Source organism: Nocardia sp. NPDC052566 (assembly GCF_044547285.1).
Classification (GTDB): Bacteria; Actinomycetota; Actinomycetes; order Mycobacteriales; family Mycobacteriaceae; genus Nocardia.
The window spans coordinates 473,519-486,710 of record NZ_JBIUAF010000007.1; the positions used below are offsets into that span (position 1 = coordinate 473,519).

General features: G+C 67.1%; 13 protein-coding genes. 5 read left to right on the forward strand and 8 right to left on the reverse strand.

From position 1 onward, the window contains the following. Positions 1-8 precede the first annotated feature (8 nt). The gene (locus ACIG5A_RS36935) at positions 9-821 is read left to right on the forward strand and encodes an ABC transporter permease (protein ID WP_397249455.1); all 813 of its coding nucleotides are present in this window, start codon (positions 9-11) and stop codon (positions 819-821) included. Here the strand turns inward: ACIG5A_RS36935 and ACIG5A_RS36940 are convergent. Then, complete coding sequence (locus tag ACIG5A_RS36940; RefSeq protein WP_397248866.1) at positions 818-1,678, reverse strand: helix-turn-helix domain-containing protein; 861 nt, start codon at positions 1,676-1,678, stop codon at positions 818-820. The two genes, ACIG5A_RS36935 and ACIG5A_RS36940, sit on opposite strands and share 4 nt — an antisense overlap. Before the next feature lie 267 nt (positions 1,679-1,945). Here ACIG5A_RS36940 and ACIG5A_RS36945 point away from each other — a divergent pair, with 267 nt between their 5' ends. Next, positions 1,946-2,305, forward strand: coding sequence for a DUF4254 domain-containing protein (locus ACIG5A_RS36945; protein WP_397249457.1), 360 nt, complete (start codon positions 1,946-1,948; stop codon positions 2,303-2,305). Positions 2,306-2,551: 246 nt separating this feature from the next. Here ACIG5A_RS36945 and ACIG5A_RS36950 read toward each other — a convergent pair whose 3' ends face one another. From ACIG5A_RS36950 to ACIG5A_RS36975, 6 genes are all read right to left on the reverse strand, one after another. Beyond that, on the reverse strand, positions 2,552-3,349 hold the full coding sequence (locus ACIG5A_RS36950) for an ABC transporter permease (RefSeq protein ID WP_397248868.1): 798 nt from the start codon (positions 3,347-3,349) through the stop codon (positions 2,552-2,554). A gap of 2 nt (positions 3,350-3,351) precedes the next feature. Continuing rightward, entirely contained in the window at positions 3,352-4,248 is an 897-nt protein-coding gene (locus tag ACIG5A_RS36955) for a 2-aminoethylphosphonate ABC transporter permease subunit (protein ID WP_397248870.1), read from the reverse strand. Positions 4,249-4,288: 40 nt separating this feature from the next. Next, a complete protein-coding gene (locus tag ACIG5A_RS36960) occupies positions 4,289-5,506 on the reverse strand; it encodes an ABC transporter ATP-binding protein (RefSeq protein ID WP_397248872.1) in 1,218 nt (405 codons plus the stop codon). Position 5,507: 1 nt separating this feature from the next. Then, on the reverse strand, positions 5,508-6,575 hold the full coding sequence (locus ACIG5A_RS36965) for a 2-aminoethylphosphonate ABC transporter substrate-binding protein (RefSeq protein WP_397248874.1): 1,068 nt from the start codon (positions 6,573-6,575) through the stop codon (positions 5,508-5,510). Between the two features lie 72 nt (positions 6,576-6,647). Continuing rightward, positions 6,648-7,337 (reverse strand): phosphonatase-like hydrolase, encoded by a 690-nt coding sequence (locus ACIG5A_RS36970; RefSeq protein WP_397248876.1) that lies wholly within the window; start codon positions 7,335-7,337, stop codon positions 6,648-6,650. 9 nt (positions 7,338-7,346) lie between these two features. After that, on the reverse strand, positions 7,347-8,474 hold the full coding sequence (locus ACIG5A_RS36975) for a TIGR03364 family FAD-dependent oxidoreductase (protein ID WP_397248878.1): 1,128 nt from the start codon (positions 8,472-8,474) through the stop codon (positions 7,347-7,349). Positions 8,475-8,571: 97 nt separating this feature from the next. Between ACIG5A_RS36975 and ACIG5A_RS36980 the strand changes: the two genes are divergently transcribed. Both ACIG5A_RS36980 and ACIG5A_RS36985 read left to right on the forward strand, forming a co-directional pair. Continuing rightward, the gene (locus ACIG5A_RS36980) at positions 8,572-9,288 is read left to right on the forward strand and encodes a GntR family transcriptional regulator (RefSeq protein ID WP_397248880.1); all 717 of its coding nucleotides are present in this window, start codon (positions 8,572-8,574) and stop codon (positions 9,286-9,288) included. A 158-nt stretch (positions 9,289-9,446) separates the two neighbouring features. Beyond that, a complete protein-coding gene (locus ACIG5A_RS36985) occupies positions 9,447-10,772 on the forward strand; it encodes a serine/threonine-protein kinase (protein WP_397249459.1) in 1,326 nt (441 codons plus the stop codon). Between the two features lie 172 nt (positions 10,773-10,944). Here the strand turns inward: ACIG5A_RS36985 and ACIG5A_RS36990 are convergent, their stop codons facing one another. After that, positions 10,945-11,955 (reverse strand): LLM class flavin-dependent oxidoreductase, encoded by a 1,011-nt coding sequence (locus ACIG5A_RS36990; RefSeq protein WP_397248882.1) that lies wholly within the window; start codon positions 11,953-11,955, stop codon positions 10,945-10,947. Positions 11,956-12,379: 424 nt separating this feature from the next. On the opposite strand from ACIG5A_RS36990, the gene ACIG5A_RS36995 reads away from it, so the two are divergent. Then, positions 12,380-13,165, forward strand: coding sequence for an L-threonylcarbamoyladenylate synthase (locus tag ACIG5A_RS36995; RefSeq protein WP_397248884.1), 786 nt, complete (start codon positions 12,380-12,382; stop codon positions 13,163-13,165). The last annotated feature ends 27 nt before the right edge of the window (positions 13,166-13,192 follow it).

Sequence of the window (13,192 nt, forward strand, 5' to 3'; positions counted from 1 at the left end):
CGGCCAAGATGGCGACGGTGCGTTCCTTACCTACCGTGTCGGGACGCACCGAGACGATGCGACTGCTCGTGCCGCAGACCATGATTCAGGCCCGTCGGCTGCTGATGCGGTGGTGGCGTGACCCGTTGACGGTGGTGCAGTCGCTGATGTTTCCCGCGATGTTGCTGATCGTGCTGAATACCGTTCTCGGCCGCCAGATTTCGGCCTTCTCCGGCGCCAGCGCACTCTACGGGTCGGTGCCGATGGTCGCGCTGGTCGGCGTGATGTCGGGCTCGCTGGCCGGTGCGATCACCCTCGGGCGCGAGCGCGACGCGGGCCTGCTCGCCCGCTTCTGGGTGCTCCCGGTGCATCGCGGGTCGGGTCTCGCCGCCAGGATCGTGGCCGAGGGTGTGCGAATTCTGCTGTGCACCCTGGTGTTGTTCGCGGTCGGGGTGGCGCTCGGGTTCCGCTTCCGGCAGGGCGCGCTGGCCGGTATCGCGCTGTTCGGCGTGCCCGTGCTGTACGGCCTCGGCTTCGCGACGCTTGTCACCGCCGTCGCCGTCTACAGCGCGAAAGCCGCGCTGGTGGAGGCCGTTTCGCTCGGCTCGTCGCTGATGATGTTCTTCAGCTCCGGATTCGTGCCGCCCGCGGCGTATCCGGGGTGGGCACGCCCGATCGTCGAACACCAGCCGATGACCTACGCCATCGACGCGATGCGCGGCCTGTCCTACGGAGGTGCGGTGCGCACGCCGTTGTTGGCGACGATCGCCTGGTCGGTCGGGGCCATCGTGGTGTTCGCCGTCCCCGCCGCGGTCGGATACCGGCGGGCCAGCCGGAATTAGCTCAACCGCTGGGCGGCCGACGCGATCAGGGTCGCCGAATCGCGCGGGCTCAGCGCCATGGCGCGCAGCTGGTCGAAAATCACGCCGTAGCGGCGGATTTCGCTGTGTCCCTCGATGAGTTCGTCGCCCGCGATGCCCTCCACGTACACCAGCTCCGGGTCCGCCGGATCCGGGAAGTCGAGCAGCGTGAACGAGCCGGCCATGCCGGGATGCGCGCCCGCGTCGAAAGGCAGGATCTGCAGAATCACGTTCTTGCGCTTGGTTTCCTGCAGCAGCCGATCCAGCTGGCCCCGCATGATGGCCGGCCCGCCGACCACCCGGCGGATGGCCGCCTCGTCCATCACCACCCACAGCTCGAGCGGTTCGTCCTTGGACAGCACCGCGGCCCGGTCCATCCTGGCCCGCGCGCGATGCTCCATGACCGATGCCTCGACCTTGGGCATGGAGGTGTCGATCACCGCGATGGCGTACTGCTCGGTCTGCAGAAGGCCGGGGATATAAGAGGTTTGGTAGTGCCGCGCCGAGAGCGCCTCGGATTCGAAGTTGATATACGCCGCGTACACCTCGGACAGGCTGCCCTCGTAGGGACGTGACATTCCTGGCTTGAGCGCATCGGTCAGCAACTGAATAGCATCCGTGCGTTGCTGCTCGGTAACTCCATAAAGATCCAGCATCGCCATCAGCGTGCGCCGCTGCGGCCGCGCTTGTGCGGTTTCGATCCGATACAGCGTGGTCACGTTGATTCCGGTCTTGGAACTCACCTCCTCCTTGCTGAGTTCCGCATGTTCGCGCAGGTCGAACAGCAGCGCCGCCAATCGGCGCAGCCGGACCGTGAGAACGGTGCGCTTGCCTGCCATGACATCCCTTTCGGTCTGCGCACTACTTAGAACGCACTATTGCGTTCTTGCATGTGTAAGAGCATGATCCAGCTAGCCTAGTTGTGAAGAACCGATCCGATGACCGGGATAACCGAATCGAGAGCCAATTATGTTGGTACAAAGCGCGATGGTGTCGGGTGAACTCGGGGAGTGGTGGCGATCATGAGTGCCCCAACGGTAGGCGTACTTCCTACTGCCCCACAGTTGTTGTGTGCCTTCCAAGGGCGACGCTTCTTGGACCGTGAACTGCTGCGGTCCGCGCACGCGCTCGCCGAACTGCACGAACGAAGGGCTCAGGTACGCGACGCCGCCCTGATCGTCGAAATAGACTGCCGTCGAAGTGAGCTCGTCGACGATATCAACGATTGGATCGCACAGGAGATCCCGCAGCATCGAAACGGCGCTTCACTGCACACCGAAAGCTTAGGAGCAGTGGTCGATCGCATGGCGCGTAGCTGGGTTGACGCGAATCAAGCGATCGATGCCGACGGTGCGCGCAGCGACAATACCCATAAACACTGGTACCACTTGGCCGAGTTGGTTGACGGGTACACTGATCTGGTAACCGACGTGGCCGGTGGCCGTCGTCGTTTGCCGGAGCAGTGAGTTCGTCGCACTGCATAAATGGCGGCGTCCTCGGTGCCGAGTCATCCGACCAGTGACTCCATCGGGAAGCACACGTCGCCGGCACAATGACGGCGGGCGCAACGGGGCGCCCCGCCCGGCGTGCCGCGTGGTCGACTGGCGCGGCACGCCCGCCCGGAAATCCAATTCGGCTGGCATTCAGCGAATTACAAGATCATTTGTATCGAATTGATATCTTTATGCGTGATTCGAATTGCGCATTCGGGGTCAGCGTATCGCGGCACGGCCTTTGATTCTGCCGAGCAACACCAGGGCGATCAGTGTCACGAGGACCAGTAGCGTGGTGCCCGCCGCTGCGGTGAACACCTCACCGCGATCGGTCTCACCGAAAATGGTGACGGGCAGCGTGCGCCAGGTGGCCGGGTAGACCATGATCGTCGCGCCGAGTTCACCCATCGACAGCGCGACCGACAGACCGGCGGCCGCACCGAGCGCGGGCAGCAGCAAGGGTAGCGTCACTTGGCAGAGCACCCGAACCGGGCCCGCGCCAAGGGATTCCGCTGCCTGCCGGTAGCCGGGGTCGAGCCGGTCGAGTGCGGCGGAGACGGCACTGAACGCGTAGGCGAGCACCAGGACCGAATGTGCGAGCACGACGATCCATTTGGTGCCGCCGAGCAGTAGCGGGCGTTCGTTGAAGGCGATCAGCACACCGAGGCCGATCGCCACCGACGGCACCGCGACCGGCAGATGGAACACCGCGTCGGTGAGACGGCGGCACCAGCCGGGCGCCTCGCGCGCGGCGAGCGCCGCCCACGTGCCGAGCAGTAGCGCGAAAGCGCCTGCGAGCAAGGCGGTTTGCAGGCTCACCGAGAGGCTGGCCGCGTCGTCGCCGGCCAGCGCCTGGCGGAAGTTGGCCAGGCCCAGGTCCGACGGCAGCGGTCCGGTCCAGCGCCCGGCCAGCGCCGCCGCGACGACGGTGGCGATCGGTGCGACGAAGACGAGGGTCACCACGAGCCCGAACACCGTGAGTACCACGGCTTTTCCGGTGCGAGTCCACACCAGCATGGTCAACGTCCTCTCGGGGCAGTGCAGCGGGCGAAGAGCATGCGGTAGCCCGCGTAGAACAGCAGCGACAGCGCGACCTGCACCGAGGCGAGCACCGCCGCGCCGGGTAGGTCGAAGGTGACGATGCCGCGGGTGTAGATCAGCGCGGGCAGGGTGATCACGCCCTTCGCTCCGGTGAACAGCACGATGCCGAATTCGTTGAGCGTCAACAGCAGTACCAGGCTGCCGCCCGCGGCCAGCGCGGGCCACGCCTCCGGCAGCACCACTTGGCGCAGGACCCGCCACGGTGAGGCGCCGAGGCTCGCGGCGACATCGAGCTGTTCGCGCGGCAGCTGAGTGAACGCGGCAAGCAGTGGACGCACCACGAACGGAGTGAAGAACGTTGTCTCGGCGGCGATCACGCCCCACGGTGTGGTGAGGAAGTCGAGCAGCGGTGTCGCGCGGCCGGTGATCTCGGTGATCAGCGCGTTGATCGCGCCCGCCGTGCCGTAGAGAAAGGTGAAGGCCAGCGTTACCAGGAACGAGGGCAGCGTGAGCACGGTGTCGATCAGCCTGCCGACCACGGCCGAACCGGGAAACGGCACGAACGCGAGCACGACGGCGAGGAAGGTACCGAGCATCAGGCAGCCCGCGGTCGAGGCGACCGCGATGGAGATGGTGCGCCACAGGGCATTACGGAACGATTCGGAACTCAGCACGCTCGACCAGACCGAGGTGCCGCGTCCGGTCGGGGTGGCCGTCGATTCGATGAGCACCCGGGAGATCGGATAGACCGCGATGGCGAGCACGACGAGCACCGGCGGCAGTGCCCAGAGCACCGGACGCCAAGTACGTTGTGCGGCAGGAGGCGATGGCGGTGTGTGGTCGAGCGGTCGATCCAGCACGGTCGGCGCGTTCATGAGAGCACCTCGCCGGACCCGCTCAGGACCGCGGGCCCCCTCACGCCCGCGCTCCCGTCTGGCCTGAGCCGGAATTCGGCGCGGCAGGCAGTGATTCGGCGCCGACGGTGGCCGGGATGAGAACCCCCGCCGGATCGGGGAAGAGCACGCCGATCACGGCGCCGACCTCGGCGGCCGGATGGCCGGGCACGTCGACCGCCAGTTCCTCGGGCAGCCCGTCGACGCTGATCCGCAGCCTGGTCGAGGCGCCGCGCCACACGCTCGACAGCACGGTGCCGCGCAACGCATCCCGCTCACCGACCGCGCCGATCCGCACGGTATGCGGCCGCACGCACAGCAGCGCGGTCGCGTCCGGCGCCCAGTCCTGCTGCCCGACACCGGGCTTGGGCGCTTGGGTGCGCAGCGTATGCGAGCCGACGGTGACCAGTCCCGCGCCGCCGGACACCCGATTCACGGTGCACGGCAGCAGGTTTGCGCCGCCGAGGAAGGCGGCGGTGAACCCGGTCGGCGGGCGCTGCCACAGGTTTTCGGCGGTATCGATATCGACCAGCCTGGCATCGCGCATCACCGCGATCCGGTCGGCCAGCGCCAGCGCCTCGGACTGATCGTGGGTGACATACAGCATCGCGGTGTCCGGCAGCGCCTTTCGCAGCTGCTGGAGTTCGCCGAGCATCGACTGCCGCAATTGTGCGTCCAGCGCGGCCAACGGCTCGTCCAGCAGCAGCACTTTCGGCCGGATGGCCAGCGCACGGGCGATGGCCACCCGCTGCTGCTGGCCGCCGGACAGTTCGCGCGGCAGGCGTTTCGCGTACTCGGCCATGCCGACCATGCCGAGCGCTTCCCGCACCCGGCCCTCGATATCGCGGCGCGGCACCCGGTGGGATTTGAGCCCGAACGCGACATTGCCGTGCACGGTCATATGCGGAAACAGGGCGTAGGACTGCACGACGACACCGATCCCGCGCTTGGCGGGCGAGAGATCGGTGACGTCGCGCCCGGCCAGCCGGACCGCGCCCGAGGTCGGCCGGACGAAGCCGGCCAGCGCCTTGAGCGCGGTCGACTTGCCCGAGCCGCTCGGGCCGAGCAGCGCGACCGTTTCGCCCGCGGCGACACGCAGCGTGAAATCGGCCAGGGCGACGGTGGTTTTGCGGCCACCGCCATACCGGACCCCGACCCGGTCGAAGACGATGGCGGGTTCGGTGGTGGTGTCGGCCGCCGTGGCCGCGGTCGATTCGGTGAGCGTGTCGCCGGGTTTCATCTCAGCCTCCGATGGCCTTCTCGTAGGCCGCCACATCGGCGCTCAGGTCGGTGAGCACCTTGTTCCAGTCGGGGCGCACGATCTCGACGCCCTTGATCAGCGACGCCGGGCTCGCGCCGGTTCCGGTGGCGCCCTGGTCCTTCAGATCGGTGCGGGTCGAGACGGCGAACGCGTCGGGGCCGAGCGTCTGCTGGGCGTCCTTGCCGAGCAGGAACTCCATCAGCTTCTTGGCGGCGGCGGAATGCGGTGCGCCCTTGGCCAATCCCATGACATAGGGGACCGCGACGGTGGTCTGCTTGCCCGCGGCGTCGGCGGGGAAGAAGATGCTGAACTTCGAACCCTTGCTGGTGATCGACTCCAGGTTCATCTGCACATCGCCGTTGGCGATCAGCAGCTCGCCCTTGTCCACCTTCGGCTGCAACTTGCCGGTCGACGCCGAGGGGCCGACGTTGTTGGCCTGCAACTGCTTCAGATAGTCCAGCGCGCCCTGCTTACCGCGCAGCTGCTGCAGCAGGATCAGCACCGCGGTGCCGTCACCGGCCTGGCCGGGGGTCGAATACTGCAGCTTGCCTTTGTATTCCGGCTTCAGCAGGTCGTCCCAGGTGAGCTTGCCCGACTCGACCGAGGTGTTGGCGATGAAGTTCAGGTAGTTGTCGGCGAGGGTGACGTAGTTGCCCTTCGGATCCTTGGCGGTGTCGGGGAACGCCGCGGTGTCCACGCCGCTGGGCTGCAACAGCCCTGCGGCATCGGCCTTCTGGATGAACGGCGGCAGCGTCACCACGACGTCGGCCTGCGGGTTGGACTGCTCCTTCTCCACCCGGTTGACCACCTCGCCGGAGCCCGCGGCCACCACGTTGACCGCGATACCGGTCTTGGCCTTGAACTTCTCGAACTGGCTCTTGTACCAGCCGTCGAGACCGTCGGCGGAGTACACGGTCACGGTCTGATCGCCGGAGCCGGTGCTGCCGGTGCCGCCGCACGCCGCGGTGACCGAGACGGCGGTCGCGGCGGCGAGCAGCAGCGCGGTGCGAGACAGGGTGCTGGACAGGCGCGTTGGGGAAGTGCGCACGTTACTGCAACTTTCGTTAGGTGAGGGATGCATCGAAGGGACAGGGGATTCCGTCGTCCTGGTCGGACGGGGTCAGCAGCGCTCGGTCAGGATCAGCTCGGCGAATTCGGTGACCGAGGCGACGACATGGGTCGCGCCCGCGCCGCGCAGTTGCGCCTCGTCGTGCGCGCCGGTGAGCGTGCCTGCCACGATCCGGGCGCCCGCGGCGAGGCCGGTGGCGATATCGCTGGTCGTATCGCCCAGTACCGCAACGCGATCGACGGCGTCGGCGTGCAGCCGCAGCAGCGCGGTCAGCACCAGATCCGGATAGGGGCGGCCGCGTCCGGCATCGGAGGGCGCCAGGGTGAGATCGGCGATCTCCTGCCAGCCGAGCGCTTTCAACAGCCTGTCCTGCGTTCCGCGGCTGAAGCCGGTGGTCAGCGCGACCTTCACGCCCGCTGCGCGCAGTGCGGTGATCGCCTCGGCGGCACCGGGGATGGGGGCGATATCGGCCTCGTCGATCAGCGCGTCGTAGGCGGATTCGAAGGCGCTGTTGGCTTGCTGGGCCTTGTCCTCGTCGCCGAACAGCTCACGGAAGCAGACGATCTTGGAGCGGCCCATGGTCGCCTGCGCGTAGTCGCGGAAGCGATCGCGCTGCGGGCCTTCGGCTTCGATGCCCATAGCGGTCGCCGCGGCGTCGAAGGCACGCAGCACCAGGCCGCCGTCCGCGACGGTGGTGCCCGCCATATCCAGGACGGCGAGGTCGATGTTCTTGTCGGACATAGTCTTTCCTCACAGATTCAGCAGGTCGGCGGTTTGCTCGCCGAGGGCGGGGCCGAGGGTCATGCCGCGGCCGCCGGGACCGGTGATCACCCAGACGTGCTCGGCGGCCTCGGCGCGGGTGACGATCGCGTTCGGATCGATGCTCTGGCTGTAGACGCCGGCCCAGCGCCGGACCACCTGGGGGAGTTTGCGTCCGAGCAATTCCTCGGTCACCGCGGTGAGGTGCTCGTAGGGCGCCTCGTCGACATCGAAGGCGAACGGCTCGGTGTACTCGTGGGTGTCGCCGATCGTCAGCCCGCCGTGCAGCCGCTGCACGCACAGCAGCTGCATCTTGTGTTCCGCGGCCGTAGCCGACTGGGACTGTTCACGATTGAGCGCGTCCACCTCGGCGCCCGCGAAACCGGGGTAGTAGCGGAAGCTGTCGCCGTCGGCGATGGCGGTGGTGAGCGGCTCGCCGAGCGGCGCGGTCTGCATCATCTGCAACCGGACCCGGCGCACCGGGATGGCGCCGACGAGTTCCCTGGTGAGGCCGGTGTGCGCGGCGCCGGGGCAGTCGAGCACCAGATCGGCCTCGTGGCGGCGGCCCTGATCGTCGACGACCACCGCGCCCGCGCCGGTGTCGGTGACCGAGCGCGCCTCGGTGCTCGCGTGGAAGGTGTAGCGCCCGGAGGCCGACAGGTAGGCGCGCAGCGCGGGCAGCGCCTGCCGCGACTCGACCGCCGCGTCGGTCGAACAATGCAGTCCCGCAAGGAATTTGCCACGCAGCGCCGGATTGATCGCACGCACCCGATCCGGGTCGAGCAGTGCGAAGCCGCGGGCGGCGGCGGTCTCGTGCGCGGCGGCGGCCTCGGCGACGGCGAGTTCGGCGGGCGTGCGCACCAGCGTGATCGATCCGGCGGGCCGGAAGCCGACACCGGAAACCCGGCCGCCGATCTCCTCCCACAGTTGGCGCGAGCGCAGCGTCAGCTCGAGTTCGGCGGCGGAGCGCCCGGAGACCCACACCAGGCCGAAGTTGCGCACCGTGGCGCCGCGCGCCTCCGGCTCCCGCTCCAGCTGCACGACCTCGTGCCCGCGGCCGATCGCGGCCAGGGCGTGTGCGGTGCCGAGGATTCCACCTCCGATGATGACCAATCGCATGCCACCCATGGTGACCAATGGTCTAGACCAACGGGTGTGCCGGCTGTAAACGGCGAGTGAACAATTGGTATAGACCATTAACCGGTACGCTGAGCGCATGGTGGAAGTGGCAGGGGCGGGCAGGCTGCCGAAGTCGTATGTCGTGCGGACCGAGCTCGAACAGATCCTGGACGAGCTCGCCGAGGGCGATCCCGTTCCGTCCGAACGGGATCTGGCGGTGCGCTTCGAGGTGGCGCGCGAAACCGTGCGCCAGGCACTGCGAGATCTCCTGGTGGAGGGCCGGATTCGGCGGCAGGGCCGGGGCACCGTGGTGTCGATGCCGAAGATGGTGCAGCCGCTGTCGCTGCGCTCCTACACCGAGGGCGCGCTCAGCTACGGCCGGGTACCCGGCCGCATCCTGGTCGGCTGGGACGACGTGCCCGCGGATGCCGATACCGCACGCGCACTGGACATTCCGGCCGGTGATCCGGTCATGCACCTGGAGCGCATTCTACTCGCCGACGGCGAACGCATCGGCCTGGAGAGCACTTTCCTTCCCCTGCACCGTTTTTCGTCGCTGCGCAACACCTACGATCCGACCACCTCGCTCTACGCGGCGGTCCGCGAACTCGGCGTGGTGTTCGGCAGCGCCACCGAACGCATCGAAACCGTCCTCGCCTCCCCGCGCGAGGCCGCGCTCCTCGAATGCACCACGTCCCTGCCGCTTTTGCTGCTGCACCGCCGCAGTATCGACGAAAAGGGCGACCCCATCGAACGAGTCCGCTCCCTCTACCGCGGCGACCGCATCGCTTTCGAAACTCAGCTCATCAAATAGTTCGCGCCGTGCTTCCACCGCCCGCCCGTGATGATCTTGGGTTTCGGGGTATCGTTTGGCTGATCGGCCTTGGCGTCAGGGAGGATTCGGGGGTGCGATTCCAACCGGGTTCGGTGTTTGCCGGATACACGATCGAACGGTTACTCGGTACCGGCGGAATGGGTGCGGTCTATCTGGCTCACCATCCTCGGCTCGAGCGTCGAGTCGCTCTGAAAGTCCTTGCCGAGACGTTCAGTCACAACCCGAAGGTCCGTGCTGGGTTCGACCGCGAAGCGCGCCTCACATCGCGGCTCGAGCATCCTCATATCGTTCCCATCTACGACCGCAGCACACCGGGTGACGAAGAGCTGTGGATCTCGATGAAGTATGTCGAGGGCGGAGATGTCAGCGGACTGCTGTCCACGGATGGCCCATTGTCGGCGGACCGTGCGACGCGGCTGATCGCCGACGCCGCGGATGCTCTCGACTATGCCCATCAGCAGGGGGTATTGCACCGCGACATCAAACCGGCGAACCTGCTCATCGAGCGTGGCCACAGTGGCCGCGAGCGCGCCCTGGTCGCGGACTTCGGCATCGCTCGTTCGCTCGATGACACTGTCACCTTTTCCGGTATGGCAGCCACTTTCGCCTATGCCGCCCCGGAAAGGTTCCTCGGCGACCAGGTCGACCACCGCGCCGATATTTACGCCCTCGGCTGCACCTTCTACGAACTCCTCACCGGCGCAACGCCATTCCCTAGAAGCGAGCAAGCCGCCGTAGTCGGGGCACACCTCCACGCCCCGCCGCCTCGCCCCACCGCGGCCCGCCCAGGCCTACCGCCAGGTCTGGACGAGGTCATCGCGACCGCAATGGCCAAGAAGCCCGATGACCGATACCCGACCTGCGCTGCCTTGCTCTCTGCGGCGGAAAACGCGGTCCACGCCCCGCGAACTACGGTCGTCCCGTCCAGTCAGGGCTGGGCGCACGCTGCCCCGCCTCGAATTCCCGGACCGCCATGGGCCGATGGCGCCGTTGTACCAAAGCCGGACAAGCCAGCTGGTACCGGCCGAATGCGGATCCTGTTGTCACTCATCGCTGTTCTCGCCGTCGGCATCGCGATGTCGGTCGGATACAGCCGAATACGTAGCGGCTACTACGTTGGTGCGGACGGTGGCAGGGTCGTCATTCTGCGCGGATCTCCGTGGTCGATCCTCGGGTTGTCGATCAACGAGGTCTATAGCAAGACGTGCGTGAGCCTCGCCGATGAAGTCGTTCCGGTCAAAGTGGAGAATCCGCTCCCGAGTAGGTGCAAAGAGCTGATGGTGACCGATCTCAAACCGGCTACGCGCGATCCGGTTACGCGGGGACTAGCGGTCGGTTCGTTCCACAGCGCCGAGGGATCGGTGCGGGGCCTGTCCTACTCACTGCTGCCTACTTGCCTCTCGCGTGAGCCGACGGCAGGCCCCCCGATCCCCGGGGAGAACTGCCGAACATCAACGTATTGAGGCCTGGTTCGACCTCCATCGAATCCGGCTCTGCCTCAACCACCTTCGCCGGATACCCCGCCAGCCGATCCGGCGCCGTCGCGCCGTCGATCTGTGCACGAGAGCCGAGTCGACGCCGTGCACCAGATCTCTGACGTCGGCGAGTTCGACCTGGTCCGCTGACGTTCGGTTCTCAGCGGACCTGGGGTGCGACCTTTTCGCCGAGGAGTTCGATGTTGCGCAGCACCTTCTCGTGGGGGAGGGTGCCGACGCTGGTGTGCAGCATGAAGCGGTCGAGGCCGAGGGTGTCGCGGATGTCGGCGATCTTCTCGGCGACGTAGTCGGGGGTGCCGACGAAGAGTGAACCGCTTTGGGAGCGTAGGGCGTCGAAGGCCGGTCGGGTCATCGGGCCCCAGCCGCGTTCGCGGCCGATGGTGCTCATGGCCAGGGAGTAGGGGGCGTAGAAATCGGCGACGGCTTCCGCGTCGGTGTCGGCGATATAGCCGTGGGCGTGCACGGCGACCGGCTGTTTGTCGTGGCCTCCCTCTTCCAGTGCGCGGTGGTAGAGGTCGACCAGTGGCTTGAAGCGGGCGGGTTCGCCACCGATGATCGCGATGGCCAGCGGCAGGCCGAGCAGGCCGGCGCGGACGACCGATTCCGGGCTGCCGCCCACGGCGATCCAGACCGGGAGTGGGCGATTGTCGGTGCGCGGGTAGACGATCGCGTCGCGCAGGGGTGCGCGGAACTTGCCTTCGAAGGTGACCGGATCTTCGTCGCGCAGGTGCAGCAGCAGCGCCAGCTTCTCCTCGAAGAGTTCGTCGTAGTCGGCGAGGTTGTAGCCGAACAGCGGGAACGATTCGGTGAACGAGCCGCGGCCCGCCATCAGCTCGGCACGGCCGTTCGACAGGCCGTCCAGCGTCGCGAATTCCTGATAGACCCGCACCGGGTCGGCCGAGCTGAGCACGGTGACCGCGCTGGTCAGCTGGATGCGTTCGGTGCGTCCGGCGATCGCGCCGAGCACAACGGCGGGCGCGGACGCCGCGAAATCCTTGCGATGGTGTTCGCCGACGCCGTAGACATCGAGCCCGGCTCGCTCCACGGCGACGGCCTCGTCGACCACCTCGCGAAGTCGCTGGGCCGCGGTCGGTGCCGGTCGATCACCGGCCGGGTACAACTCGGCGAAGGTGGTGAGTCCCAGTTCCACAGCGCTTCCTATCTCTCCTGAGAAGTTTCTACGTCAACTACCAGCTAAACGGACTGGGGTCCGGAGATATTCCGCGCCCGGCTTCGTGGGCGGCCGAGATTGTCGCCGCGTGCTGCGCTGTCCGGTGGCCGCGTCGGCCGGGGCGCGATGGCCGTGAACGCGCGGCCGTGACAATCTTCACCGCGCTGCTTAAGGTCGGCGAAAGAGCGAGTCGACCCGCTGTGGCGAATGGTTCTGTGCGGTAAGTGAATTCGACACTATCGCCGACTGTTGATGCCGCCCGCCCGGTCGGGGCGCGGTGTGACCGCGCGTGCCTGTATCTCAGTATATGGGATTGATATTTCAGTATGTGGATTGCGGTGTTAGCTTCGGAAGCGCTGGGCCCGCAGGCGAGTATCCGAATCCGAATCGATCGAGGTGAACCATGATCAGCACGACACGAACAGTTCCGTGGGAGGGCCAGGCCGTCGATCAGGCGGTCGACATCCTCGATGCCGCCGGTGGTCTGGTGGTCGCGCCGACCAAGGTCGGCTATGTCCTGATCGCCACCGATGGCGCGGGGCTGGAGCGGAAATTCAGCGCCAAACAACGCAAACGCAATAAGCCAGGCGTGGTGCTGTGCTCGTCGATGGCGCAGCTGGAGGAGCTGGCGGTACTCAACGACGAGATCAGGGCGTTCTATCAGAAGCACTGGGACGACGACATCCTGCTGGGCTGCATCCTGCCGTGGCGTACGGAAGCGCTGGCGTTGCTGCCCGACGAAACCGCTCGCGAACTGGCCAGGGACGGCAGAGGCACCAGCTGCTTCGTCATCCGGTTCGGCACCCCCGCCGAACAGATCGTCGGCGAGTTGTGGCGCAGCCGAAGCAAGCTCAGCTTCGCGAGCTCGGCGAATCCGTCCGGCGTGGGGAACAGGGGGCGCGTCTCGGGTATCGGCCCCCGCATCGAAGCGGAAGCCGACCTGATCGTCGCCGCCGACGACTACGTGCACTCCATCCAGCCCGATCGTGATGACGACAGTCGCCACGAGCAGGGGGTCATGGTCTCCATGGTCGACGGCGTCGGTGACTTGGTCCCCGAGCAACACGGTGAACGGCGGATCACTCCGGCCCCGACGGTAATCCGCCGCGGTCTGGATATCGACCGCATCATGGACACCTTGGCCGACACCTTCCCCTCCTGGGACTATCGCCACGGCGACTACTACTGACCGACGGCGTCCCGCACCGCTGCGGTG